This is a genomic window from Rickettsia endosymbiont of Urophora cardui, from assembly GCF_964030725.1.
GTDB lineage: Bacteria > Pseudomonadota > Alphaproteobacteria > Rickettsiales > Rickettsiaceae > Rickettsia.
This window is the reverse complement of record NZ_CAXIPY010000007.1, coordinates 553,296-580,166: the sequence shown is the minus strand read 5'-3', so window position 1 is coordinate 580,166 and position 26,871 is coordinate 553,296. Positions and strand designations below refer to the sequence as shown.

The window sequence follows — 26,871 nt, the reverse complement described above, 5'->3', positions numbered from 1 at the left end:
GTGACATTATGACTCTTATGTATATAACTGCTTTCTTCCATTCAAGTAGTATATCACGAAGCAGAGCTTCGGGGAATTAAACCCTGAGAGATTAAAGTAACCCTTATATTTATGCGGTAAGTAGTATAAATAATAGTTTTTAAAGTCCTTGCAAGGCGATAGATAAAAATATATGACTATTGTCATCAATTCTGCAAGACTTAATTTTCCTATTCTATGCCTTTGCTGATTTGTTGATAATAGACGGTGTTCTATCCATTCTTCATATATTTTACAAAAATTATCTACTAAATAATATACAGTTATGATACATCTTTTCATGTTGAGTTACTGATCTTTTATTAAAAAAATCTATCATAACTCAACATTAATCTCCTTTAAACCCTTTATCTATAAGCTTTCTATCTATCCCTTATCCTAAATTAGCGTTTTCAGCGTAGTTGGTCAAGTGTATACAGAGCTATAGGATAGTGGACTAATGGTATGGACCTCCTGATATAGAGAATGAAAAGCAGTTGCTAATCTTCTAGGGTTAATATTTAACATATTAAAACAACAATTAAGGAGGTCCATATGGAGGTTACTACAATTGGTATAGATATTGCAAAAAGAATTTTTCAAATTCATGGTGTAGATAAAAATGGCAAGACAGTATTAAAGAAAAAATTGATGAGAGATCAGGTTTTGACATTTATGGCTAATTTACCACAATGTTTAGTAGGGATGGAAGCTTGTGGTGGTTCTAGTTATTGGGCAAGAGAAATAACTAAATTAGGGCATGAAGTAAAACTAATGGCACCGCAATTTGTCAAACCATATGTTAAAACTAATAAAAATGATCAAGCAGATGCTGAAGCGATATGTGAAGCCGTGACAAGACCTAATATGAGATTTGTTGCAATTAAAACTATAGAGCAACAAGAAATTTTATCAATACATAGGGTAAGAGAGAGATTGGTAAAAAATCGTACAGCACTTGCTAATGAAATTAGGGGGCTACTACATGAGTTTGGTTTTATTGTTCCTCAAGGCATTAATAAGGTTATCACAAAATTAATTGAGATTTTAGATGCAGGGAAATTAAGCCAGTTAAGTTATCAAACATTTAGTGAACTAAAAGAAGAATTCTTAGATAATAACAGAAAAATAAAAGAGATAGAAAAACGATTAACAATGATAGCAAGTAACCTAACTCAATATCAACGATTAAGAGCTATACCTGGTCTTGGTTTAATTACTGCTACTGCTTTAATAGCATCAATAGGTAATGCTACAAGTTTTGAGAATGGCAGGCAATTATCGGCATGGCTAGGATTAGTGCCAAGACAACATTCAAGTGGTGGGAAGGATAAGCTGCTGGGAATTAGCAAGCGAGGTGATGTATACTTACGCACTTTATTAATTCAAGGGGCTAGAGCTGTACTAAATGCCAAGATAAGATTTACATCGGAAGAACAGAAATCTAAAAAAGATTTTAGCCAATTTACGAAATGGATGTTTAATTTATCTGAGCGAAGTAGCCATAATAAAACGACAGTTGCCATAGCTAATAAGTTGGCAAGAGTGGTGTTTGCTGTACTAAGATCAGGAGATGATTATGTAGAGAGTAAAGTTTGTAGCTAAAGAGTGTGTAGCATAGCACTTATAAGTAAAATAAATGGTGATTTATATAATGAATAGGTAAAAGCAAAACAATATGTAAGAGATTCCAACCCGAAATATGCTTGAGATAATTAATATTGATGGTAAATAAGACAAACCTTAGCTTACAAAAAAACTGCGTTTTTCAGTGGCTCTTTTAGAAGCCGATGGACTGATAAGTATATAGTTTGTAAGCCAGCGAATTCCATCAGGGCTGTAGAATAAATTAGGTTGATTTATCAGCTATAAGCCGGATACATGACTGCATTTGTTTGTTTTTATTATTGATGTTATTTTTTTCTTGCATTCTACAGGAGGTCCATACATGAAAAATCAAGACAAAAAAATGAGTAGTATGTTTTCCTAATTTTTCGATTATCAGGCAGCAATTTGCTGATAATTTTGCATATAATGCGAGTCTTTTGCAATGATTGTGTAAATTTTTGTTGAGCCTATATTAGAAGTAATTAAAAATATAGGTAACAGAAATACAAATAGAGAAGAATAAAAAAATAAATGAAGCAATAGATTTGCTGATAGAAGGCGGAGTAGATTTAAAAACAGTACTAAGTCAGAATGGATTAATTAAGGAATTAACCAAGGGTATTTTAGAGCGAGCACTGCATGCTGAGATGTCAGAACATTTAGGTTATAGCAAGTATGATAGAGCTGAAACTGAGAATGCGAGGAATGGTAGTTTTAGTAAGAATCTGATTAGTGAGAATGGTACTATAGAGCTAAATGTTCCAAGAGACAGACAAGGTAAATTTGAACCTATAATAGTCTCAAAGAAACAAACAAGAATAGATGGCTTAGACCAAAAGATAATATCCTTATATGCGAAGGGTATGAGTGTGTCTGATATTAAAACACAATTGCAAGAATTATATGGAGCTGAGATCAGTGAGAGCCTAATCAGCAGGATTACAGATGAAGTAATAGATGAGGTCAAGATTTGGCAGAGTAGACCTCTTGAATCAGTATACCATATAGTATATTTTGACTGTTTAGTAGTGAAAGTAAGACAAGATAAACTTATTATTAATAAATCAGTATATGTAGCTTTAGGAATAGATTTATCTGGCAGAAAGGATATTTTAGGCTTATGGATAAGTGAGAATGAAGGAGCTAAATTTTGGCTTGGTAATTTTACTGAGATGAAAAATAGAGGAGTAAAAGATATCTTAATTGCTTGTAGTGATAATCTAACTGGTATGTCTGATGCTATTGCATCAGTATACCCGAAAACTGAACATCAAATTTGTATTGTCCATCAGATCAGGAATAGCCTCAAATATGTATCATATAAAGATAGAAAGCAATTAGCAGCGGATTTGAAGGCTCTGTTTCATCAATTGTGTAAATTTCGTGAGCCATTAAATCCTACCATCAAATTTGATCATAAAATGAGCCATAGCTTCATTCCAATTGGGGATAGGCATAGACCATTTTTTGGGGCTCTGTCTCATCAATTGTGTAAATTGTAGAAGTTAAGATTTGATCTTACAGACACTATAAATTTTGCCCCTGATTGTCAGTTAAATTTTGACTGTCAGATACATATTCAAGATACAAGATTTCATTATTCTTTTCAACAGCTAATTTCTTACTATCCTTAAAAGTTTGCATAGGAGTTTTTCCATAACAATATTTACCAGAATGAGGTCTTTCATTATTGAAATACTCTAGCCAGATATCAAGATCTAATTGTAGGTCATCAAGAGCTGTATAAATCTTTTTCCGCATAGCTGTATCAAAGAATTCTTGTTTCATGGTTTTATTAAAACGCTCACACATACCGTTTGTTTGAGGAGAATATGCTTTAGTAGTAGTATGCTCTATACCTTCGATACTTAGAAATAATTCAAAAGCATGATGCTCTATATTCCCCTTATATTCTGACCCACGATCTGTCAGAATACGAAGTATTGGTATCCCTTGAGTCTCATACCATGGTAACACTCGGTCATTAAGCATATCAGCAGCAGTTAAAGCTGTTTTATCAGTATATAGTTTAACATCAGCTACTCTGCTGTAGCTATCAATAAATACCTGAGAATAAACCTTACCTATACCCTTAAAGTTGCCTACATAATATGTATCTTGGCATCCTAGATACCCTGGATGCTGTGTCTCAATTTCTCCATGAGCTTCTTTTTCATTACGACGCTTCTCTAGCACTTGTAATTGTGCCTCAGTAAGCACAATACCATCTTGAGCCATTTTTGCTTCTAATGCTTTAAGTCTTTTACTGATGTTGTTTAAATCATTACGTAACCAAATTGATCTTACTCCCCCAGGTGATACAAGTACACCTGTCTTTTTAAGCTCATTTGATACTCTTAGCTGACCATATGCTGGATATTCTATTGCCATATCTAGTACTGCTTTCTCTACAGCAGGATCAACTCTATTCGCTATTATTGGCTTTCTTCGACTAATTTCATACAACGCTTCTTCGCCACCAGTTTCATACAGTTCTTTAAATCTGTAATAACTATCTCTACTATATCCCATCGCTTTACATGCTGATGATATACTACCAAGGCTCTTAGCTAATTCAAGTAAACCTAATTTTGGTTTTATTATTTTTTGATTTAAGTTCATTCTTTATCTCCATTTAATAATTAATTTATTTTACTAAATGTAAGATATAATCTTGTATCTTAGTATTGTCTTTAGTAAACAACTATAAGATACTTAAGGGCACTTAAGTAAGAAGACTAATATGCCGTATTAAATCTTAGGGCTATGTAACCCTGTAGTTGAGATCAAACAATTAGTCTTCACATACTCATTAAAGATCGGACGGTATTCTTAGGTCTTGAAATTAATCAATGAACCTGTATTTACAAGGTTGATCTTTGGGTATTCTACTTATTATTAACATAGAAGGTCAAATATGAGTAGCATTATTTTGGGTATAGATATTTCTAAAGCAACATTTGACGTAGCTTTATTAAATGATAATAAAATCAAAACCAAAAAGTTTAATAATACTGCAAAAGGCTTTGCTGCACTAAAACAATGGTTAGAAAAAAAGGGAATAGATACTGCTCACGCTTGTATGGAATCAACAGGTGGTTACGAAGTTAGGTTAGCTCAATATCTTTATGATAATACATTTAAAGTTAGTGTCGTAAATCCAGCTCGCATCAAGGGCTTTGCAATGAGCAAGCTTTCAAGAGTTAAAACTGACAAATCTGATTGTGAATTGATAGCTTCTTTTTGCAAGGCTATGCAACCTGATCTTTGGCAACCAACCCCTATACATATTAAAGAATTACAACAATGGGTAAGACGCTTGGATAGTTTGATTGCTAATAAAAATCAAGAAAATAATAGATTGAGCGGAGCAAGTAAAGCAGTTGCCATTAACATTATGATTCATATTGAATTTCTGGATAAGCAAATTAAGGAAGTAGAAGAACTTATCTCTAATCATATTAAAGGACACAAAGACTTACATGATAAAAGTAAACTTCTTGATTCAATCCCTGGTATAGGAGAAAAAACAATAGGAGTGATACTTGCTTTTCTTGTTGTAGAAAATTTTAATTCTGCAAAACAACTAGCTGCGTTTGTTGGTCTTAACCCAAAGCCAAAACAATCAGGCACTTCTGTCCATGGAATAGGAAAAATATCAAAAACAGGAGATGCTAATTTACGTAAAGCTTTTTATATGCCTGCCATAGTTGCTATAAAACATAATCCGATTATTAAGGATTTTAGTCAACGTTTGAGCAATGTTGGAAAATCTAAAATGGTTATAGTGATTGCTGCTATGCGTAAGTTGCTTCACATAATTTATGGTGTTCTTAATAACAAAACATCTTTTAGTGCAAATATAAAAACCCTGTAAAATAAAATTGAGGTAAAATAATGAAAAAGTTGTTGACACTCAAGACGGTATCTCAACTATTACATGTAAATTTCGTGAACCATTAAATTCTACCATCAAATTTGATCATAAAATGAGCCATAGCTTCATTCCAATTGGGGATAGGCATAGACCATTTTTTGGTAATATAATCAATTGTCAGATATAAAACTTTAAATACTGCGTCATCATTTGGAAAGATGCGTTTATTCTTAGTAACTTTTCTCAATTGGCTATTCAGCGATTCTATCGCATTTGTAGTGTAAATAATCTTACGAATCTCCTTTGGATATTGCAAGAAAATTATCAAATTATCCCAATTATTATACCAAGATTTAGCTATATGCGGATATTGCTTACTCCATTTTTGATCAAATGACTCAAGAGCTAATGCTGCTTCTTTTTCAGTAGCAGAAGTATAGATTAGTTTCAAATCCGCTGCTAATTGCTTTCTATCTTTATATGATACATATTTGAGGCTATTCCTGATCTGATGGACAATACAAATTTGATGTTCAGTTTTCGGATATACTGATGCAATAGCATCAGACATACCAGTTAGATTATCACTACAAGCAATTAAGATATCTTTTACTCCTCGATTCTTCATTTCAGTAAAATTACCAAGCCAAAATTTAGCTCCTTCATTCTCACTTATCCATAAGCCTAAAATATCCTTTCTGCCAGATAAATCTATTCCTAAAGCTACATATACTGATTTATTAATAATAAGTTTATCTTGTCTTACTTTCACTACTAAACAGTCAAAATATACTATAGGGTATACTGATTCAAGAGGTCTACTCTGCCAAATCTTGACCTCATCTATTACTTACATCTGTAATCCTGCTGATTAGGCTCTCACTGATCTCAGCTCCATATAATTCTTGCAATTGTGTTTTAATATCAGACACACTCATACCCTTCGCATATAAGGATATTATCTTTTGGTCTAAGCCATCTATTCTTGTTTGTTTCTTTGAGACTATTATAGGTTCAAATTTACCTTGTCTGTCTCTTGGAACATTTATCTCTATAGTACCATTCTCACTAATCAGATTCTTACTAAAACTACCATTCCTCGCATTCTCAGTTTCAGCTCTATCATACTTGCTATAACCTAAATGTTCTGACATCTCAGCATGCAGTGCTCGCTCTAAAATACCCTTGGTTAATTCCTTAATTAATCCATTCTGACTTAGTACTGTTTTTAAATCTACTCCGCCTTCTATCAGCAAATCTATTGCTTCATTTATTTTTTTATTCTTCTCTATTTGCATTTCTGTTACCTATATTTTTAATTACTTCTAATATAGGCTCAACAAAAATTTACACAATCATTGCAAAAGACTCTTTTTTGGTAATATAATCAATTGTCAGATATAAAACCTTAAATACTGCGTCATCATTTGGAAAGATGCGTTTATTCTTAGTAACTTTTCTCAATTGGCTATTCAGCGATTCTATCGCATTTGTAGTGTAAATAATCTTACGAATCTCCTTTGGATATTGCAAGAAAATTATCAAATTATCCCAATTATTATACCAAGATTTAGCTATATGCGGATATTGCTTACTCCATTTTTGATCAAATGACTCAAGAGCTAATTCTGCTTCTTTTTCAGTAGCAGAAGTATAGATTAGTTTCAAATCCGCTGCTAATTGCTTTCTATAGCTAACGCGGAAAGGTTTTTACCATAGTTTTTGTATTTACTCACATATTCACCAGATCTAAATCCTATTAAACATTGCTGGACTAACTTTAAAAACTGTTTACGTAAAATTATTGATCAATGCCTAAGTTTTTCCTAATCTGTGGTAGAAACATTTCCGTGTTAGCTATATCTTTATATGATACATATTTGAGGCTATTCCTGATCTGATGGACAATACAAATTTGATGTTCAGTTTTCGGGTATACTGATGCAATAGCATCAGACATACCAGTTAGATTATCACTACAAGCAATTAAGATATCTTTTACTCCTCTATTTTTCATCTCAGTAAAATTACCAAGCCAAAATTTAGCTCCTTCATTCTCACTTATCCATAAGCCTAAAATATCCTTTCTGCCAGATAAATCTATTCCTAAAGCTACATATACTGATTTATTAATAATAAGTTTATCTTGTCTTACTTTCACTACTAAACAGTCAAAATATACTATAGGGTATACTGATTCAAGAGGTCTACTCTGCCAAATCTTGACCTCATCTATTACTTCATCTGTAATCCTGCTGATTAGGCTCTCACTGATCTCAGCTCCATATAATTCTTGAAATTGTGTTTTAATATCAGACACACTCATACCCTTCGCATATAAGGATATTATCTTTTGGTCTAAGCCATCTATTCTTGTTTGTTTCTTTGAGACTATTATAGGTTCAAATTTACCTTGTCTGTCTCTTGGAACATTTAGCTCTATAGTACCATTCTCACTAATCAGATTCTTACTAAAACTACCATTCCTCGCATTCTCAGTTTCAGCTCTATCATACTTGCTATAACCTAAATGTTCTGACATCTCAGCATGCAGTGCTCGCTCTAAAATACCCTTGGTTAATTCCTTAATTAATCCATTCTGACTTAGTACTGTTTTTAAATCTACTTCGCCTTTTATCAGCAAATCTATTGCTTCATTTATTTTTTTATTCTTCTCTATTTGCATTTCTGTTACCTATATTTTTAATTACTTCTAATATAGGCTCAACAAAAATTTACACAATCATTGCAAAAGACTCGATTTGAAACTAATCTATACTTCTGCTACTGAAAAAAAAGCAGAATTAGCTCTTGAGTCATTTGATCAAAAATGGAGTAAGCAATATCCGCATATAGCTAAATCTTGGTATAATAATTGGGATAATTTGATAATTTTCTTGCAATATCCAAAGGAGATTCGTAAGATTATTTACACTACAAATGCGATAGAATCGCTGAATAGCCAATTGAGAAAAGTTGGAAAGTTCTATAATTAATTAAGCCAGATATAATCAATTTTTAATCTCTCAGGGTTTAATTCCCCGAAGCTCTGCTTCGTGATATCATAAGAAACAACTAAAACTTTTTTAGATACCTCGTAGCTCTGCTGCGAGGAGCATCATTTAAATATAGATATATCATGGCTCATTTAACGATAGATGAAAGATTTAAAATATACGAAATGAATAAGAGTGGTTATAGCTCGCGATATATAGGGACAAAGATTGGCCGTGATAAAAGCACTATATGTTATGAACTCAAGAGAATGAGGCATAATTATAGACCAGATAGGGCTAACACACTTGCTTGCAGTTTAAGGCAAGGTAAGAGAAAAAGAAAATTAGATATTGATAATAATTTACGAGCAGAAATAATAAAGCAGTTAACACAGGGTATTTCACCAGATATAATTTCAGGTAGACGTAAACTATCACGAAATACTGTCAATATTTCTACAGAGAGTATATACCAGTTTATTTATACATCTCCTATAGCACAAAGGCAAAAATTATATTTATCTTTAGCAAGAAAAAGGAAAAATAGGTTGCATCATGGTACAAGAATCAGAAACAAAAGAATTACAATACCAAATCGAGTTTCCATTACTGAAAGACCAGAGATAAATAGAAAGATAGCAGCAATAGGTCATTTAGAAGGTGATTTAACTTTTAACAAAGGTAATCAAAGTCGTAATATAGGCGCTCTTGTGGATATCAGAACACAAAAAGTGTTTCTCACTTTAAACCGTTCAAAAAGAACACAAGATGTGATTGGTAACATGAATAAAAAACTTAAACAATTGTCGCATATAATCAAAAGCATAACGTTAGATAATGGCAAAGAATTTACCAATCATGAACAACTATTGCCAAAATCTGAACGAAAAGTATATTTTTGCAATCCTTATTCTCCATGGCAAAAACCATTGATAGAGAAGATTAACTCAATGGTGCACAGAGTATACTCTAAATCTTTAGATATAAAAAAATTAACAATAAAGCAATTACAAGAAATTGAGGATTTTTTAAATAATTTACCAAGAAAAGTGCTCGGTTATAAAACACCCAATGAGGTATGGGAAGAAAATATAAATCTGGCTTAATTAATACTGGAATTTACCTTTAATGGCTCACGAAATTTACACAATTGATGAAACAGAGCCAGAAGCAGAATTAGCTCTTGAGTCATTTGATCAAAAATGGAGTAAGCAATATCCGCATATAGCTAAATCTTGGTATAATAATTGGGATAATTTGATAATTTTCTTGCAATATCCAAAGGAGATTCGTAAGATTATTTACACTACAAATGCGATAGAATCGCTGAATAGCCAATTGAGAAAAGTTACTAAGAATAAACGCATCTTTCCAAATGATGACGCAGTATTTAAGGTTTTATATCTGACAATTGATTATATTACCAAAAAATAGTCTATGCTTATCCCCAATTGGAATGAAGCTATGGCTCATTTTATGATCAAATTTGATGGTAGAATTTAATGGTTCACGAAATTTGCACAATTGATGAGACAGAGCCAGTTGAAAACTAGCTAGTCTATCCGCCAAAAACACTTCAAATCCTGATCATTTGTAATGGGATAGAGTTTTGACAACAAATTGCTAAGATTTTCAATAAAAATTAATAAGTTATGTTAATTTTTACTGATACATTTCTGTGTTGGTCTAATTTTGATATGGAGCTAGTCCCTCCGCCAAAACTCTAAAAAATATCACTTGTGTCACTAATTTCCAAAAATAGTGCGATTTTAGAGCAAATTACTCTAATTTTGAGGGCTGATTTTAAATTTTTGTATTAAAAACCACACTATTTCCCAAAATGCATTCATTTTTTTATTGTCATTTTTTTGTATTTCCATAAGCTTTTGATATAAAACCTTTCATTTTCTTATGGATTTTACTATGCATTTTTGCCTTAAAACCCTATTGCCTATAAGGCTTTTAGAGTTTTGGCGGATAGACTATCTTGTCTTACTTTCACTACTAAACAGTCAAAATATACTATAGGGTATACTGATTCAAGTGGTCTACTCTGCCAAATCTTGACCTCATCTATTACTTCATCTGTAATCCTGCTGATTAGGCTCTCACTGATCTCAGCTCCATATAATTCTTGCAATTGTGTTTTAATATCAGACACACTCATGCCCTTCGCATATAAGGATATTATCTTTTGGTCTAAGCCATCTATTCTTGTTTGTTTCTTTGAGACTATTATGGGTTCAAATTTACCTTGTCTGTCTCTTGGCACATTTAGCTCTATAACACCATTCTCACAATCAGATTCTTACTAAAACTACCATTCCTCGCATTCTCAGTTTCAGCTCTATCATACTTGCTATAACCTAAATGTTCTGACATCTCAGCATGCAGTGCTCGCTCTAAAATACCCTTGGTTAATTCCTTAATTAATCCATTCTGACTTAGTACTGTTTTTAAATCTACTCCGCCTTCTATCAGCAAATCTATTGCTTCATTTATTTTTTTATTCTTCTCTATTTGCATTCCTGTTACCTATATTTTTAATTACTTCTAATATAGGCTCAACAAAAATTTACACAATCATTGCAAAAGACTCGTTATTTAATATATTTATGTTTGTATCATTTTAAATAATTAGCTGCTATACAATGTCATTCCCGCAAAAGCGGGAATCCAGCATAAAGCGAAATAAATCGAGCTTTTAATCTCTCAGGGTTTAATTCCCCGAAGCTCTGCTTCGTGATATCATAAGAAACAACTAAAACTTTTTTAGATACCTCGTAGCTCTGCTGCGAGGAGCATCATTTTTAAAAATTTGCTGTATTTAGACTTTTTTCCTGGATTCCCGCTTTTGCGAGAATGACATAGGAGTCATGCAACAACACCGGACAAGCCTTATAAGAAAACTATTATGCATAATAAATCATCCTTTATTTAGACCTCCACCTCCTCCAAGGTTATTGTAGAATCTGCAAGCTTAGTAATTTTCTCAATCTTCAAACGAGCTTCTTTAAGTTTCTTTTCACAGTGATTTTTAAGCAAAATACCACGCTCAAAACTATTAACTGCTGCTTCTAAAGTCTCTTGCCCGTTATCTATTTTTTTTACAATTTCTTCAAGCTCACTTAAAGCTTCTTCAAAACTAATATTTTCTTCTAAATTTTTTGTTGTAGTCATGTGTTTTTATTTTTAATGGTTAATTAAATCAGTTGCCTCTGTAGTTGTTGGTGATATTAGCAATTTTTTTAATTCACTACTATCAAAGGTCTTTTTAGGAGTAAACATATTTCCTTGTACTCTCAAACTAAGATTGCTTAAAATACTTTTATCTGCATTAGAACTAGTATTTTTTGGATCAGGTTTAACAAGGCTAGACGGAATATAAAAAGCTAGAATATTAGATGCATCCATATCAAAATTATATATATTAACTGCGAAAGATGCAGCCCCTGTACTGTACTGGGTAACAAAATTTATATCTTTTAAAAGAGCAATGCCTTTTTGTAAGTCAATATTACCACTTATACCCGTAATTCTTTGTTGTCCTGTCGTTATAGCACTATTTATATCTTTATCAAGATTCGACGCATTATAATCATAATTGTTAATTTTCTGTATGAAAGAATCAATGTTAAAGTTATTAACAGTGATGATATTTATAGCAAATTGTGATTTACTAGTAAGGTTATATAGTTGATTTTGCAGGGTATTGCCGTTAGTGGAAAAACTACCGCTAATACTTATTTCACCTTCTGAAGCAGTAAATATTTTAGGTAAGAGTGCTGAAGCCTTATCTAAATCTATAGTATTTAATGCATATACAAAATTAAGAGAGTAAGGATCTAACAAAATATTACCACTACCTTGCAATTTACCACCTAATAGTTCTGCTTCAATATTATTGAATTGTAGTAAATTATTATTATTTACTGCATAGAATTTAACATTTTTTAGTACTAAATCATTTTGCGACAAGCTAGATAAATTACCATATATTTGTAACGTAACTTTATCTAAGCTATAATCATTTACTAATTTATTTCTTAAATCAAGTAACTTTGCAGGTGATAATAAATCAGTACTTAAACTACCATCTTTAATTTCGACAGTTAAAGATGGTAATACGCTGGAAGCATCCAAATTCCAGCTAGTTGATAAGTAGCTATTATTTGTTTTTAAATCTAGATTACTAATTTTTACACTAGCTGGTAAAATTTTAGCAAGTAGATTCATCTTATCAAAGATTTGATCATTATATTTAACACCATCTACTAAAATATCTAAATTAATTGTATAAGGATTTGTTCTAATTGGGATAAATTTACTTGGATAATCTAGGCTCTTCATATCCTTAGTCAAGCCTTGCACAAATTCGATAAAAGGCGAAATTACTGGATAACTATTTTTTGTTAAATCAAGCGAAGATATACTAAGTGTAGCATTTAAATGAGGTGTTTGAGCAATAAATTTACCAGAAAAATTCCCTGACAGACTTAAATTATCTGTTTTTAGCGATAAATCTTTAAAAAACAAATCTATTAGGGTTAATTTTAACTCAGACGATAGAGTAAATGGTATAGCATCTTTAACTGTGATATCAGCAAATCCTAATATATTTAGTAACGAATTAAAATCATTATGCTTTAAATATACTTGTCCATCAAACATACTTCTGATAGAATTTTGCGTTACATTACCTAGAAGCTTGAACTCACCACCTGGTTTAATACTTCCTGAGCATTCATCTATTTTTAAAGTGCCTTTTGATAAGCTAGAAGTAAACGCTACTTTTTCTAATGTATTATTATTACTTAGAATCACTTCATCAATTGCAATATTGATTTTAAGCAACTTATCAGCAAAAATAAATCTAATATTCGATGGAGCAATATTAAATGTTACCGGAGTATTTGAAGAAACTATTGAATTTAAATCTATTTTAGAAAAATTTAAATTAACAGTGCCAGTAGTATTATCATTTTTAGCAATACTAATAACACCACCTCCCGTAATAAATTGTGATTCTACAACTATATCTTTTAGCTCTACTGCATTTTCTGAATTTAAAATATTAAATTTAATACTTACTCCAGCTGTTTGATTCAGCTTATTTAAAATATGGCTTAAATCCGGTAGGATGTTATACATTGCTAATGCTAGGTTTTTGATATTATATTCACCACTACCACTATCAAGCTTAAAATCTTTATAAATTTGTGATAATTTAAAATTATAATCTTTATTATCAATATCAAAGCTAAAATTTACTATATTCTCATTCTTATTAATTGAGCCTGAAATTGTGCCTAACTCGTTATTTGTAGTTTTAAATATATAATTAGATGCTAAATTTTCCTTTTTTAATGAACAATTAGAAAAGTTTAAAATGGAATAATCTTGTTTATTAATAATATTGAGGTTCGTAATATTAAGATTTATATTTTGCAGTTTATATTTAAAAAACTTACCTATTAGCTCTTCGTTATTATAAATATTGAGCATCTTAGAATCTGCATAAATCTTAGCATCTAATATTTCTAATCTACTAATTTGAGGGCTAAATTTTATAAGCGACCAGAATGAGAAATAGACTTTAACTTCTTCTAAATCTAATTTTCCCTCTTCCTTTATCGATTCAATAGCTAAATAAGGTATTGGGAATTTATTTATCTTTATTTTTCCGATATTCTCATTGGCAATTCCCAAGCGATTAGTGAAATTACTCGCAACAGAGTTATAATTAACTAGAGACAATGCACCAAAAAAAAGAAATAGTAATAAGGAGCAAGAAATTATTATGCCAGCAATTATTTTTTTTATCATATCTATAAAAAATTATTTAAATATATTATTATATATAACTAGCAAAATTTAAAGGTAAATTAATGGATTCCTTAGAAAATTTAATTCTAGTCGGTGTAATAAAATCATGTCATGGGATTAAAGGACATGTAATTTTACGATCTTTTACTGATCCTACTGTAAAAATAACTGAAAGGGAATTAGTAAACGAATCAGGTGAGAAAGTAAATATTAATCTAATTAAACAAAATTCTAAAGGTGAATTAATTTGCCAGTTTAATGATATATCTACTCGCAATGAAGCAGAAAATTTAAAAGGATATAAATTATTTTGTTTACGTTCAAGTGTGCCAAAACTAGAAGAAGACGAGTTTTATATAACCGATTTAAATAATTTATCAGTATTAGACAGTAATTATACTGAAATCGGTAAAATTAAAAATATCCTCAATTTTGGTGCTGGTGATATAATAGAAGTAGAATTTTTAGATAAAACAACCGAATTATTACCTTTTAATAAAGATTTCTTCCCTATTATAACTAAGGATTATGCCATTTTAAATTATAAGAGGGATGATTAAATTTACATCATGGAAATGATTGTCCTTTTTTAGTGCCATTAGGAGCTTTGACATTGGATATTGTAGGATTTGCTGAGTGTATAGCATTTTTTGCCTCCGTCAATTTTGTCATAATTGCTACATTATCCTTAATATTAACTTTATCTTTTCCCATGACCATTTTAGCTCTTTCAATATCCGGCTCGTCTTTACTTACAGGTTTTAATTCAGACTTTCCTGATAAAGTTCTTACATCTTCTGTTTTATCTTGAGATTGTCCTGAAACAGCTGCCCCTCTTTTTTCCACCTGTTCTTGTAATAAATTATCTATAGCTTTTAAACGAGCATCTTTAGATAAATCTTTATTATCAATTAAATTAGCCTGTATGAAATCTAACTGATCTTTAGTAGAAGATTTTTCATTAAACTTTTTAGTTAAATCTTTAGCTTGCTTTTCTAATTCAGCTTGCTTTTCTTCATTAGTTTTAAGATTTCCGCGTTCATCAAGAAGGCTACGGAGGTTATTAACTTTTTTACTTATAAATTGAGATATATCATTTAACCTACTTGAAGTTTCTTGTACAACTTTTTCTTGTTCAGATATTATAGGTTTTTCTGTTTGTTGTTTTGGTGTATCATCAACAGGTCCTTTTTCAAATCCAGGCTCAGCAGCTTTATTAAGATTTCCCAAAGCCTCCATTGTTTCTCTTGCAGCTTTAACTATATCTTTCTCTGGTTTATCTTGTTCTAAATCTTGTCCTTTTAAACCTTGAGTTAAATTCTGCATTTCCCTTTCTAATATTGCTTCGTTTGCTATATTTTCAAGAGCAGATCTTGCTTCAGGTAAAGCATTAGCGTTAATGCTTTTAACAACACCTTGAGTTATTTCAGGACTTTCATTTCCTATACCCTTATGAATTCCATCAATCAGACCTTTGGTCATTAGTTCTTTATCTTTCAGCTCAGCTGTGCTTTTTACAATTCCATCTTCTGCAAATGAAGCAATAGTAGCTTTCTCTGGTATAGACATGTCTTTATGACTAGCTATAGCCTCACCCACAACTTCAATAATACCTACATTATCCTTAATGCTTAAAGGACTTTGAGCAACTTCTTTTGTAATACCTTCAACTATTGCACCTTTTACTTCCGCTTTAGCTGGACCATCTAAAACATCTGTGGTGATAGTTTTTATTGCATCCGTCTTTTTTACAACATCAGATAAAGGATCATATAAAATACCGTTTACTTTTTTTATTGTTTCTTCTGCTGCTTGCTTTTCTTTAATTTTATCTAAATTTTGCTGCATTAATTGTTGCTGTTCTGGACTTAGAATTCCTGCTTCTCTAGCTTTATCTAGTACATCACTTTTTAATTGACTTTTTTCTGGAGCATCATGCTTAGAAGCTTCTATTACATTGCTTATTACTTCAAATATCTCTCCTTTTTCGTCTTTATTCAGGTTACTATCTAATACAGCATCAGTTATGCCATTAATAGCCTGCAATCTTACATCTGATGTATTAAGCTCTAAAGCAGAGTCAGTTATCTTTCCTACTATTTGTTTTTTCGCAGCTTGACTTAAACTATCTTGATCTAGAGCAACAGATGTTATTCCTCCAAGCAATTTTGCTTTTTCTGGTTCTGATAAAACATTATCATTATTTATTGTGTCTAATATTTTACCTATACCCTCTACCCTTACCTCTTCAGAAAGCTCTTTATTACCTAATACATTTTCAGCTAAAGTATTAATGCCTGCTTGTTGTTGGTCAACTTTTGCTTCTTTCTCTCCTAAGATTTTCTCTGCTACCTCACCGATTAACCCAGCTGGCTCATTTTCATTTTTTAAATCTTTATTTAACTGATCTAATAAATGCTGCATAGCTTGCGATAAGCCTGCTGCTGCATCAACTATTCCTTGTGGTTGTGGCTGCAAAATCTCAGCTTGTTGTGGTTGTGGCATTTGTGAAATCACAGGCTTTGGCCCTGAACTAAAAGGTGTTACAGGAGGTACTTGATTGGAAGTTATCCCCGATTGAGGTTCAGGTATTTCTGTATTTTTAGTTTCAATAGACTTTTCATTTGCTGGATCTATTTGCTGCGAAGATACAGATTTTTCACCTCCTTGAACTCTATAAATATCTTGTTCTATAGTTTGTGAAACATCAACGCCCTGCCCTTTATTTACTGCAACCTCTTTCATCATGGCTTCATATTTGCCTCGTGTTACAGGCAACGTATAAATTTCTCCGCCATGCTCTATATAACCTACTGCATTTTCATCTTTTCCCATAAATTTTATAGGTTGCGGTGAGCTTACTTCTTTGAGTTTAGGAGTGCCATCAGGATGCGGATCTGCTTCATAGTGAGCAGTAAAACGGAGTGCATTATTAGATTTACCCTCTTTATTTTGTGCAACAAGCGATAAATGCATCGTACCACTTTTGCCCTCAAGATCTATAGGAAAGTCTATCGTTCTATATGAATTAACTGTAACTGCAGTACCATCCTGCTTATAGACAGTCATTGGGGCAGTTTTATGAGTTTTTTCGGCTAACGTACAAATTTCTTCACCGGCATCATTTTTAATTACTGTTGATCTAAGATCACCTGCACTTACTTGATTTTCCCATTGCATTGACCTAAATCCGCCAACATATTTATTGGCATATTCTTGTCTAATATTTTCATACTGCCCTTTAAACTGCTCGTCAGATAAAGCTTTATCATATAAGCCTTGTCTTGCCCCCGCATTAAGGTTTGCTAGAAATTGTCTGAATTTTTCTTGATCTTTTGCTTCTTCTGAGTAAGCAGGATCATTATTAAGATATTTTCTTAATAACTCTTCTTGTTCTTCTTTAATTTTATTTTCACGATAAACTTCTGCACTATGTGATGCATGAACGTTTTTATAGCCTGCTATTTCTATATTTTCTAATCCCTTTTTAAGCTCAGGATTTTCTAAAGCTTTATCGTATAGTTCTTTTTTATTTGGATCTTCATTTAAAGTTCTTAAAAAATCTCTAAATTTTTCATCACTTTCAAAATTAGACTTTAGATCAGGATTTTCTGCATTTTCTTTTAGCAACTGATTTCTTATTAAATCACGCTGCTTTTCTAGAATTTCCTTTCGAATAGCTTCAGTTATTGGATCTATAAAGCCATCTCCTGATATACCTCCTGCTAAAGCACTAGCTGAAAGCGAAGATGTTGGTATGCTACTCGCATTTGTAGCATCAGCACCACTAATAAAAATACTATCTCCCTCAGATTCAAACAATTCTTGCTCTTGTCTTGTTTGTTCTTGCTTTTCTGCTGCAGTGAACTCTTTATTTGCTATTGGATCAAACTCCTTGATAATTTCTTCTACATTAGGATCTTTACTCATAAAACCTCCAGGCTATATTTTAAATTACAATGATGCTCCTCGCAGCAGAGCTACGAGGTATCTAAAAAAGTTTTAGTTGTTTCTTATGATATCACGAAGCAGAGCTTCGGGGAATTAAACCCTGAGAGATTAATTCTAATAATAGTTTGCTAGTAATAGCAAGAAAAAAATTGTTTTTTATTGAGAAAATTTAACAGATTTTTTATATTCTTTGTTTAATTCTTTTACTGCCCAAAACCATATTAAACAGGTGATTATAAATATAAACATTAAACATACGGAAATAGATTGATAACTTGCAGAAGGCAAAATAATAAAAACTAAAGATTGTAAAAATGCACTTCCTGATTTTCCAAGTTTTGTACCAAGCACGTCAGCAGCAGCTTTTCCTTTTATCTTTATTTCTTTATCTAATGGCACATAAGCCATTTCTTTTGTTGAATCAAATAAGGTGTATTTACTTGACTTACTAAGCACATTTTGAATAGCACCGATAGTTATGGCAATTAAAGCTGGATCGGTAAGGATAAAGCTTGCTGCTATCAAACCAGCAGAGCTTTCAAAATTATTAACAGCAAAAAATAATATACCTGTAGTAAAAACTATTATAGGAGTAATAATAGCTGCCGTAAACCAACCGAGTTTTCTAACTATATTTGAGCCAAGCACAACAAAAAGAATGGTAAACGCCCCCGTATAACTTAAATAATTACCAATAAAAGCAGCATATTCGGTCGGGGTTTTGTATAGTTTAGTAGCAGCTGCTTTCCAAGGTCCTTCCACTAAATTTATAGTAATACCATAACAAATAAGTAAAGTTGCAATTAACCTAATATGTCTTGAAGAAAGGATCATCTGAAAGCTTTCGACAATTGTCATGTTTTTTTTCTGTGCCTTAAAACGCAATAATGCCATATGTTCTTTATCTAGCACTTTATGATTTAATAGCCAAAAAGTTTTAATACCTACTATCCCTAGAATCAATACTATGGTTAATATAATCTGCACGGAAAGAGTATGAAAAGACGCCTGCAAGGAAAACTGAGCAGCTACATACTCATTAATATGGCTTAAATTTTCTAAAAACTGTCCTGCTAAATAAATCCCCGTTTGGCTCAGTAATCCAAATAAAGGATAAAATCTTTTCGATTCTTCAACAGTAGTTATATTATTTACAAATTGCCAAAAAAGCAGTGCAAAAGCTACATTTGGCCATAATTCAGCTATTATATAAAATAGAGAAAAACTCCATTTCGATAAAAGCAAAATAAACCATTTTAAATTAGGCAGGCTTGCAATTAAATTTTGAGCAGTAGTTGGACTTAAATGTAATATCTCATGATTTGGGAAAATAACATAAGCAAAAAGGGCAAAAAATGCTAAAAATATTGAGATAATAAGATAGAATATATTTTCTGCTTTCATTCTATTAACAAGCTTTACATAAATAGCCGTCATTAAAAAAGCACAAGGCATCACTCCCCAGAATTTTAGAAAGGAAATTGTTTCCACTCCAATCATCGTAGTAACTATACTATCTTTTAATGCTCTGATTAAATTTTGAATAAATAAAATACAAAACATTAGTAAAGTAATGAATAAAAACTTAGAAAGCTCTTGGCGTTTTATTGGCCAAATATAGTCTGAAAATTTATTTATTAACTTGTTGATTTTACGAGGGGAATTATCTAAATTATGACTTGAAAAAGTATGGTTTGAATTATTTTGGTTAATTGTCATTGATTTTGGTCTAACCTAATTGGCTAGAATTATATATTATAGATTTTTTAAACCCACGTCAAGTTAAATTAGATGAATAGTTATTGGTTAAATGTTTATAAGCCGAGAGGAATAAGCTCGGCTAAACTTGTAAGTATAATAAAAAAAGTACTTGGTAAAGTTAAAATAGGTCATAGTGGCACTCTAGATGTCGAGGCGGAAGGAGTACTGCCCCTTGCTATAGGTGAAGCTACAAAATTAGTGCAAATGCTGATTGACGCTAAAAAAACCTATATTTTTACCGTAAAATTTGGCAAGCAAACCGATAGCGGTGACTATGCCGGCAAAGTAATAGCTACAACAGATTATATACCATCAAAAGAAAATGCATATGCTATATGCTCTAAATTTATTGGTACTATAACACAAATCCCCCCTGCTTTTTCTGCTCTTAAAGTTAATGGAGTACGAGCATATAAATTAGCACGAGATGGTAAAGAAGTAGAACTAAAACCACGTAATATAACAATTTATAATCTAAAATGTCTTGATTACGATGAACAAAATGCTACTGCTACCTACTACGCCGAATGCTCAAAAGGTACTTATATAAGGACTTTAGCAGAAGATTTGGCATTGTCCTTGCAAAGTTTAGGATTTGTGATAGAATTACGCCGTACTCAAGTTGGGATATTTAAAGCAGAAAATTCTATTCGAATTGACTCTTCTAATGATATTACCAAACTTTTCCTTGAGGAAAAAAATATAAAGATAGAAGCAATACTGGACGACATCCTGGTTCTTGATGCTAACGACGAGCAAGCACAAAAAATTAAATATGGTCAAAAATGCCTATTTGATTATGACAAAAACGTAGATTTTATGTGGGTTCGCTATAAGGGCGTTCTGCTTGCAATCGGTAGCTTAAATAAGAATTGCTTCCATTCTTCACGAGTATTTAATTTAACGCAATAGACTAATAAGGAGAAATTATCGATGTCGATTACACAAGAACGTAAACAAGAATTAATTAAAAATTATGCTATAAATGATAATGATACAGGCTCAAGTGCAGTACAATGTGCTATTTTAACTGAGCGGATCAATAACTTAACTGAGCATTTCAAATCTAATCATAAAGATCATACCTCAAGAAGAGGGTTATTAATCTTAGTCGGACGTCGTCGTAGATTACTTAATTATATAAAGAAAAAAAATGTAAGCGAGTATTTAGATTTAATAAGTAAGCTCGGTATTAGGAAAATTAAGTAAATTTATGTCATCCATGCGTGGATACCAAAGCGTCATTGCGAGCGAATGAAATGAGCGTGGCAATCTTATGAAAAAGCACAAGATTCCTAGGATTGCCGCGTCGAAACTTACAGTTTCTCCTCGCAATGACGCAAAACACTAAAATACAAATTAAGAGATATATATAGATGTTTAATGAGATAATTAAAACAGTTGAATGGGGCGGAAAAACTCTTGAACTTAGTACTGGCAAGATAGCTCGCCAAGCTGATGGAGCAGTTACTGTTAAAATGGGTAATTCTGTCTTACTATGTACAGCAGTAACTGCTGCCAAAGCAAAAGAAGGTATTGGCTTTTTTCCTCTAACAATTAATTATAGAGAAATGGCATATGCTGCTGGTAAAATACCAGGCGGCTTTTTTAAGCGTGAGGGTAAAGCATCAGATCGGGAAGTTTTAGTATCACGTCTGATAGATAGACCGATCAGACCATTATTTCACCCTGCTTTTGTTAATGAAACATTTGTTACCTGCACTGTTCTTTCATATGACCCTGAAACACCAGTTGATATACTTGCTATTATCGGTGCTTCCGCTGCACTTAGCCTTTCACCTGCACCTTATCTAGAAATAGTTGCTGCAAGTAAAGTAGGCTTAATAAACGGGGAATTCGTTTTAAACCCAACTCTTGACTTATTAAAGACAAGCCAGCTTGATTTAGTTGTTGCAGGAACAAGAGACTCTGTAATGATGGTTGAGTCAGAAGCACATTTACTTTCTGAAGAGCAAATGCTTGCTGCTGTAAAATTCGGTTTTGACAGTTTCCAACCAGTAGTAAATATTATTAAAGAACTTGCAGCTGAAGCTAAAAAATCGAAGTTTGAAATGCAAGATTTATATCCTGCTGAATTAAAGAATGAAATCAAAAAATTATTTGCAAAAGAAATTGAGCAAACTTTTGCAATTAAATCTACACAGGAACGTAGTACTAATTTAGAGCTAATACCTGAAAAAGTACTTAAACATTTTGCAGATGATATAGAAAGTAAGAAATATAATAATTACCAAATCGAATCCGCTTTAAAATCCGTTGAATCCGATATATTACGTGGTAATATTTTACAAAAAAATAAACGTATCGACGGACGTACTACAACAGATATAAGACAAATTACTTGTGAAGTTGGATTATTACCTTGTGCTCACGGCTCAGCTTTATTTACTAGAGGCGAAACACAGAGCTTAGTAAGTAGCACATTTGGAACTAGCTTAGATGAACAAATAATCGATAGCCTTGAGGGTGAATATAAAGAACGCTTTATGCTTAATTATATCTTCCCGCCTTACTCTGTTAATGAAGCAATGCCGATGAAAGCTCCAGGAAGACGTGAAGTTGGTCATGGTAAACTCGCTTGGCGTGCTGTTAATCCGGTATTGCCTACTAAAACACAGTTCCCTTATTCTATTAGAGTAGTTGCGGAAACTACCGAATCTAATGGATCTTCTTCAATGGCAACAGTTTGTGGTAGCTCACTTGCTTTAATGTATGCTGGCGTTCCAATAAAAGCACCGGTAGCAGGTATTGCTATGGGGCTTGTTAAGGAGGATGAAAAATTTGCGGTATTATCTGATATTCTTGGCGATGAAGATTATTTCGGCGATATGGACTTTAAGGTTGCAGGTACTAGCGAAGGTATCACCGCATTACAAATGGATATTAAAATACGAGGGGTAAATTTCGAAATAATGAAAATAGCCTTAGAACAGGCACGCCTTGGACGTTTGCATATACTTGAGCAAATGAATAAAGTTATTAGTAAACCAAATAATGAGATGAGCAAAAACGCTCCTTCTACTACTACTTTAAAAGTTGATAAAGATAAGATCAGAGATATTATCGGTCCTGGTGGTAAAGTAATAAAGGAAATTTGTGAAACTAGCGGTGCTAAAATTGATATAAGCGATGATGGCACAGTTTCTATTTATGCTTCAGATAAGGATAAACTAAAAGTTGCTTTAGATAAAGTTAAAGCTATTGCTATTGACCCTGAAATAGGTGAAGTATTTAACGGCACAGTGATGAAAATATTAGATTCTGGTGCTTTTGTTAATTATTTAGGCAATAAAGATGGTTTTGTCCATATTAGCGAAATTGCCGAAGAAAGAATCGAATCAGTCGGCAGTGTTTTAAAGCAAGGTGATATAGTAAAAGTTAAGCTTATCGGGTGCGATAATAAAGGTAAAGCAAAACTAACTATTAAAAATGCTGAGAAAGATAAATCTTCAGCAAGCCCAAAACCAAAAAATAGTCCTCAAGAACATCAAGAACCTGAAAAACGGGATAATGGTAAAAAAAGAGCTTGGAACGAAGACAATAATGCTGAAACGACTGAAGTAGTTACAGAACGTAAATATTTTAATTGATAATAAACGTCATTGCGAGCGAACGTAGAGAGTGCAGCAATCTCAGGAAGTAGTATCTGCTGCCCCCCCCTAAGATTGCTTCGTCAAAACTTACAGTTTTTCCTCGCAATGACGATTTTTATAACACAACTACAAAAGCAATGAACCCTATAAACAATTACGAAAATGTTGCTAAAAGAGTAATTTCTAGTGAAGCTAGTGCTTTAAAAAAGCTATCTGAACATATTCCTGAAGACTTCAACAAAATTGTAGAATTTTTACTATCTTTTAAAGGAAGAGTAATTTTAACGGGTATGGGTAAAAGCGGTTATATTGCAAAGAAAATAGCCGCAAGCTTTTCTTCAACTGGTATGCCAGCTTTTTATATACATCCAGCGGAAGCAAGTCACGGAGACCTTGGGATGATTACTAAAGATGATTTAGTAATTATGCTTTCTAATTCTGGTGAAACTAAGGAATTATTTAACATCATTAAATATTGCAAAGATTTTTCTGTAAAAATTGCCGCAATGACAATGAATAAAAATTCTACTTTAGCCGCAAATAGTGATTTCTTACTTATAGTGCCTGAATATTCAGAAGCTTCAATAATTGGAGCTCCTACAGTTTCATCCTTAATAATGTTATCACTTGGCGATGCATTAATGACTGTCATACATGAAGTAAAAGGTTTTACTAAGGATGATTTCAAGTCATACCATCCAGGCGGTAGCATAGGGGCTAATTTGACAGAAATTAAACATTTAATGCGTAGCGGTGACCAAATACCTTTAGTGCATGAAGACACACCTTTTGCTGAAACTATAATTGTTATGAATAAAAAACGCTTAGGTTGTACCTTAGTAATAGATAAAGCTAAGAATTTAGTAGGTGTTATAACAGATGGTGATTTACGTCGTCATATTAACGATCAAATTCATTTAAAAATAGCCTCAGATATTATGACTAAAAATCCTGTATATATTTCATCTGACATATTGGCAAAAGAAGTTTTAGATTTAATGAAAGCTAAAAATATTACTAATTTACCCATTGTTGACAATAATATCATTATAGGCATTACTCATATACATGATTTATTGCGAGCAGGAGTTAACTAATATATGCCTTCCTCTTATAAACGACGGGAAAAATTTTGGAAATTTACTTATTTCCTAATTATACTTGGAATTTTATATGCAGGATATACATTAGTTAAAAGTAGCTACCCTACCGAAGAAAATAATACTAATATTGTAGAAAAAGCTCCAGAAAAAAACCTTGATTTAAAATATAATATTATATTAAAAGATTCGGTTTTTGAGGGAGTAGATAAGAATCTAAATAGCTATTTAGTGAAAGCTGAGCAAGCTATAAAAGATTCGGATAATAAATACAAATTAGACATAATAAACGGTATATATAATATAAATCAAAATCAATCAGTTACTGTTTATGCAAAAGAAGGGTTTTTAAACGAAGAGTCGCATATATTAGATTTAAAAAATGATGTAAAATTTTATTTTGAAGATATGATATTTGACACTAACGATGCAAGAATTGATTTAATAAATAAAAGTATAATTAGTAATTCTCCTGCTACATTATTTCATAAAAACTCTACTATTACTTCAGATAGTTTTAACACGCAAGACGATAATAATATTATAATTTTTAAAGGCAATGTCTACACTACTATTGATCTATCGGACTATTAAACTTGTAATATTCTTTACTATTAGTATCTCAACATATGCTGATGATAAAGATATTTCGAACTTACATATCATATCTGATACTTTAATCATTAATAGAGTTAAACAAAAGGCAGAATACCTGGGAAATGTCGTTGTTTATTTTGATAATGCGATACTTAGAACTGAAGAATTATATATTTTTTATAAAACAGTAGATAATAAACAAACAATTGATTATATAGTTGTTCCAACTAAATTGAGTGTTGAGAAAAAAATTAATAATGAGTTGTTATTGGCAGATTCAGGGAAATATTTTTTAGATAATAAACAACTCATTTTACTTGGTAATGTTGTATTGGAACGTAATAATAATATTTTAAAAACTAATAAACTTATTTATTATGTGGATATTATAAAGAAAAATAGTAAGAAAAATGATGCTCCTCGCAGCAGAGCTACGAGGTATCTAAAAAAGTTTTAGTTGTTTCTTATGATATCACGAAGCAGAGCTTCGGGGAAATTAAACCCTGAGAGATTAAATGGACAGCTTACAAGTTAAAAATATATCAAAATCCTATAAAAAGAGAACCATATTAAGCGATATATCTCTTAATGTAAAACAAGGCGAAATAGTTGGGTTATTTGGTCCAAACGGAGCTGGTAAAACAACTTGTTTTAACATCATTATTGGCTTAATGAAAGCAGATTCGGGACAGTTATTATTAAATGATATTAACATAACTAATTTACCAATTTATTTAAGAGCAAGGCTTGGTATTGGTTACCTTCTTCAAGAACCTTCAATTTTTCGAGGCTTATCGGTTGAAGATAATATTAAAGCTATAATTGAAATATCGGAAAATGATAAAGAAGTAATTGAGCAAAAAACTCATAATTTACTGGAAAAATTTTCTATAATACATTTAAAAGATCTATCCGCTGCTAGCTTATCGGGCGGTGAAAGACGCAGGCTTGAGATTGCAAGATCGCTTGCAATAGAGCCGAAATTTATCATGCTTGATGAACCACTTGCTGGTATTGATCCCCTAGCTATTTCTGATATCAAAAATCTAATTACTTATTTGCGTGAATTCAATATCGGTATTCTAATTACCGATCATAACGTGCGTGATACTTTAGATATAGTTGACCGAGCATATGTTATTGTCGAGGGGAAAGTATTATTGGAAGGAAGTAGCAAAGAAATAGCAAATAGCAAAAAAGTTAAAGAGGTTTATTTAGGCGAGAGTTTTAGCTTATAGGATTTGTGGCATACCGCTTCTATGTCATTCCCGCACAGGCGGGAACGACATAGAAGCCATACAACGAAGCTTGCTCAATTACTGAAGTTTTGACAAAAAATTTTTAATGATGCTCCTCGCAGCAGAGCTACGAGGTATCTAAAAAAGTTTTAGTTGTTTCTTATGATATCACGAAGCAGAGCTTCGGGGAATTAAACCCTGAGAGATTAATACTATCACTAGTAACTAATGATAGCGTTAAAGCAAGATCTGTTGTTGAATTAACAACTAATAAATATTTTCAGC

Annotated in this window: 16 protein-coding genes and 8 pseudogenes; 14 read left to right on the top strand and 10 right to left on the bottom strand. The window is 32.0% G+C overall.

Annotated elements, in window-relative coordinates:
• Positions 1-36: 36 nt before the first annotated feature.
• Positions 37-321 (bottom strand): annotated as a pseudogene (locus AAHI98_RS18335) (IS982 family transposase); the annotation flags it as partial.
• Positions 322-573: 252 nt separating this feature from the next.
• On the opposite strand from AAHI98_RS18335, the gene AAHI98_RS17080 reads away from it, so the two are divergent.
• Both AAHI98_RS17080 and AAHI98_RS17075 read left to right on the top strand, forming a co-directional pair.
• A complete protein-coding gene (locus AAHI98_RS17080) occupies positions 574-1,623 on the top strand; it encodes an IS110 family RNA-guided transposase (protein ID WP_342224642.1) in 1,050 nt (349 codons plus the stop codon).
• A gap of 542 nt (positions 1,624-2,165) precedes the next feature.
• Positions 2,166-2,990 (top strand): annotated as a pseudogene (locus AAHI98_RS17075) (IS256 family transposase); the annotation flags it as partial.
• A gap of 163 nt (positions 2,991-3,153) precedes the next feature.
• On the opposite strand, the gene AAHI98_RS17070 reads toward AAHI98_RS17075, so the two are convergent.
• Positions 3,154-4,248 carry an IS481 family transposase gene (locus AAHI98_RS17070; RefSeq protein WP_342224693.1) on the bottom strand — a complete coding sequence of 365 codons (1,095 nt, stop codon included), beginning with the start codon at positions 4,246-4,248 and terminating at the stop codon, positions 3,154-3,156.
• A gap of 295 nt (positions 4,249-4,543) precedes the next feature.
• Here AAHI98_RS17070 and AAHI98_RS17065 point away from each other — a divergent pair, with 295 nt between their 5' ends.
• The gene (locus tag AAHI98_RS17065) at positions 4,544-5,503 is read left to right on the top strand and encodes a transposase (RefSeq protein ID WP_342224639.1); all 960 of its coding nucleotides are present in this window, start codon (positions 4,544-4,546) and stop codon (positions 5,501-5,503) included.
• 82 nt (positions 5,504-5,585) lie between these two features.
• Here AAHI98_RS17065 and AAHI98_RS17060 read toward each other — a convergent pair.
• The 3 pseudogenes from AAHI98_RS17060 to AAHI98_RS17050 all read right to left on the bottom strand — a co-directional run.
• Positions 5,586-6,801 (bottom strand): annotated as a pseudogene (locus AAHI98_RS17060) (IS256 family transposase).
• Between the two features lie 67 nt (positions 6,802-6,868).
• Positions 6,869-7,192: pseudogene (locus AAHI98_RS17055) on the bottom strand (transposase); the annotation flags it as partial.
• Positions 7,193-7,364: 172 nt separating this feature from the next.
• Positions 7,365-8,189, bottom strand: a pseudogene (locus AAHI98_RS17050) (IS256 family transposase); the annotation flags it as partial.
• A gap of 73 nt (positions 8,190-8,262) precedes the next feature.
• Here AAHI98_RS17050 and AAHI98_RS17045 point away from each other — a divergent pair.
• From AAHI98_RS17045 to AAHI98_RS17035, 3 genes and pseudogenes are all read left to right on the top strand, one after another.
• Positions 8,263-8,487: pseudogene (locus AAHI98_RS17045) on the top strand (transposase); the annotation flags it as partial.
• Positions 8,488-8,642: 155 nt separating this feature from the next.
• Positions 8,643-9,605, top strand: coding sequence for an IS30 family transposase (locus AAHI98_RS17040; protein ID WP_342226568.1), 963 nt, complete (start codon positions 8,643-8,645; stop codon positions 9,603-9,605).
• Between the two features lie 34 nt (positions 9,606-9,639).
• Positions 9,640-10,002: pseudogene (locus AAHI98_RS17035) on the top strand (transposase); the annotation flags it as partial.
• A gap of 475 nt (positions 10,003-10,477) precedes the next feature.
• Here AAHI98_RS17035 and AAHI98_RS17030 read toward each other — a convergent pair.
• The 3 genes and pseudogenes from AAHI98_RS17030 to AAHI98_RS17020 form a co-directional block, all read right to left on the bottom strand.
• Positions 10,478-11,025 (bottom strand): annotated as a pseudogene (locus tag AAHI98_RS17030) (IS256 family transposase); the annotation flags it as partial.
• A gap of 411 nt (positions 11,026-11,436) precedes the next feature.
• The gene (locus AAHI98_RS17025) at positions 11,437-11,679 is read right to left on the bottom strand and encodes an exodeoxyribonuclease VII small subunit (protein WP_342226566.1); all 243 of its coding nucleotides are present in this window, start codon (positions 11,677-11,679) and stop codon (positions 11,437-11,439) included.
• Positions 11,680-11,691: 12 nt separating this feature from the next.
• Positions 11,692-14,325 carry an AsmA-like C-terminal region-containing protein gene (locus AAHI98_RS17020; protein ID WP_342226565.1) on the bottom strand — a complete coding sequence of 878 codons (2,634 nt, stop codon included), beginning with the start codon at positions 14,323-14,325 and terminating at the stop codon, positions 11,692-11,694.
• A gap of 62 nt (positions 14,326-14,387) precedes the next feature.
• Here AAHI98_RS17020 and rimM point away from each other — a divergent pair, with 62 nt between their 5' ends.
• Positions 14,388-14,885, top strand: coding sequence for a ribosome maturation factor RimM (gene rimM, locus AAHI98_RS17015; RefSeq protein ID WP_342226564.1), 498 nt, complete (start codon positions 14,388-14,390; stop codon positions 14,883-14,885).
• Positions 14,886-14,892: 7 nt separating this feature from the next.
• Here rimM and AAHI98_RS17010 read toward each other — a convergent pair whose 3' ends face one another.
• Positions 14,893-18,255, bottom strand: coding sequence for a Sca4 family spreading effector (locus AAHI98_RS17010; RefSeq protein WP_342226563.1), 3,363 nt, complete (start codon positions 18,253-18,255; stop codon positions 14,893-14,895).
• 177 nt (positions 18,256-18,432) lie between these two features.
• Positions 18,433-19,995: an NTP/NDP exchange transporter Tlc4 gene (gene tlc4, locus AAHI98_RS17005; protein WP_342226562.1), complete on the bottom strand. Its 1,563-nt coding sequence runs from the start codon at positions 19,993-19,995 to the stop codon at positions 18,433-18,435.
• 72 nt (positions 19,996-20,067) lie between these two features.
• On the opposite strand from tlc4, the gene truB reads away from it, so the two are divergent.
• The 7 genes from truB (at position 20,068) to lptB (ending at position 26,586) form a co-directional block, all read left to right on the top strand.
• On the top strand, positions 20,068-20,949 hold the full coding sequence (gene truB, locus AAHI98_RS17000; protein ID WP_342226561.1) for a tRNA pseudouridine(55) synthase TruB: 882 nt from the start codon (positions 20,068-20,070) through the stop codon (positions 20,947-20,949).
• Positions 20,950-20,970: 21 nt separating this feature from the next.
• Positions 20,971-21,246, top strand: a complete 276-nt coding sequence (rpsO, locus tag AAHI98_RS16995; RefSeq protein ID WP_011477440.1) for a 30S ribosomal protein S15 — start codon at positions 20,971-20,973, stop codon at positions 21,244-21,246.
• Positions 21,247-21,413: 167 nt separating this feature from the next.
• The gene (gene pnp / locus AAHI98_RS16990; protein WP_342226560.1) at positions 21,414-23,648 is read left to right on the top strand and encodes a polyribonucleotide nucleotidyltransferase; all 2,235 of its coding nucleotides are present in this window, start codon (positions 21,414-21,416) and stop codon (positions 23,646-23,648) included.
• A gap of 140 nt (positions 23,649-23,788) precedes the next feature.
• Positions 23,789-24,748 carry a KpsF/GutQ family sugar-phosphate isomerase gene (locus AAHI98_RS16985; RefSeq protein WP_342226559.1) on the top strand — a complete coding sequence of 320 codons (960 nt, stop codon included), beginning with the start codon at positions 23,789-23,791 and terminating at the stop codon, positions 24,746-24,748.
• Between the two features lie 3 nt (positions 24,749-24,751).
• Complete coding sequence (lptC, locus tag AAHI98_RS16980; protein ID WP_342226558.1) at positions 24,752-25,345, top strand: LPS export ABC transporter periplasmic protein LptC; 594 nt, start codon at positions 24,752-24,754, stop codon at positions 25,343-25,345.
• Positions 25,311-25,805 carry an LptA/OstA family protein gene (locus AAHI98_RS16975; protein WP_342226557.1) on the top strand — a complete coding sequence of 165 codons (495 nt, stop codon included), beginning with the start codon at positions 25,311-25,313 and terminating at the stop codon, positions 25,803-25,805. The genes lptC and AAHI98_RS16975 overlap by 35 nt, the downstream gene beginning before the upstream one ends.
• 58 nt (positions 25,806-25,863) lie before the next feature.
• On the top strand, positions 25,864-26,586 hold the full coding sequence (gene lptB, locus AAHI98_RS16970; protein WP_342226556.1) for an LPS export ABC transporter ATP-binding protein: 723 nt from the start codon (positions 25,864-25,866) through the stop codon (positions 26,584-26,586).
• Positions 26,587-26,871 lie beyond the last annotated feature (285 nt).

Bases quoted from the DNA above. Each gene is read 5' to 3' on its own strand.
- AAHI98_RS17080 (WP_342224642.1), top strand. From the start codon at position 574: ATGGAGGTTACTACAATTGGTATAGATATTGCAAAAAGAATTTTTCAA.
- lptB (WP_342226556.1), top strand. From the start codon at position 25,864: ATGGACAGCTTACAAGTTAAAAATATATCAAAATCCTATAAAAAGAGA.
- AAHI98_RS17040 (WP_342226568.1), top strand. From the start codon at position 8,643: ATGGCTCATTTAACGATAGATGAAAGATTTAAAATATACGAAATGAAT.
- rimM (WP_342226564.1), top strand. From the start codon at position 14,388: ATGGATTCCTTAGAAAATTTAATTCTAGTCGGTGTAATAAAATCATGT.
- AAHI98_RS17025 (WP_342226566.1), bottom strand. From the start codon at position 11,679: ATGACTACAACAAAAAATTTAGAAGAAAATATTAGTTTTGAAGAAGCT.
- truB (WP_342226561.1), top strand. From the start codon at position 20,068: ATGAATAGTTATTGGTTAAATGTTTATAAGCCGAGAGGAATAAGCTCG.
- AAHI98_RS17020 (WP_342226565.1), bottom strand. From the start codon at position 14,325: ATGATAAAAAAAATAATTGCTGGCATAATAATTTCTTGCTCCTTATTA.
- pnp (WP_342226560.1), top strand. From the start codon at position 21,414: ATGTTTAATGAGATAATTAAAACAGTTGAATGGGGCGGAAAAACTCTT.
- AAHI98_RS16985 (WP_342226559.1), top strand. From the start codon at position 23,789: ATGAACCCTATAAACAATTACGAAAATGTTGCTAAAAGAGTAATTTCT.
- AAHI98_RS17070 (WP_342224693.1), bottom strand. From the start codon at position 4,248: ATGAACTTAAATCAAAAAATAATAAAACCAAAATTAGGTTTACTTGAA.
- AAHI98_RS17065 (WP_342224639.1), top strand. From the start codon at position 4,544: ATGAGTAGCATTATTTTGGGTATAGATATTTCTAAAGCAACATTTGAC.
- tlc4 (WP_342226562.1), bottom strand. From the start codon at position 19,995: ATGACAATTAACCAAAATAATTCAAACCATACTTTTTCAAGTCATAAT.
- rpsO (WP_011477440.1), top strand. From the start codon at position 20,971: ATGTCGATTACACAAGAACGTAAACAAGAATTAATTAAAAATTATGCT.
- AAHI98_RS17010 (WP_342226563.1), bottom strand. From the start codon at position 18,255: ATGAGTAAAGATCCTAATGTAGAAGAAATTATCAAGGAGTTTGATCCA.
- AAHI98_RS16975 (WP_342226557.1), top strand. From the start codon at position 25,311: ATGTCTACACTACTATTGATCTATCGGACTATTAAACTTGTAATATTC.
- lptC (WP_342226558.1), top strand. From the start codon at position 24,752: ATGCCTTCCTCTTATAAACGACGGGAAAAATTTTGGAAATTTACTTAT.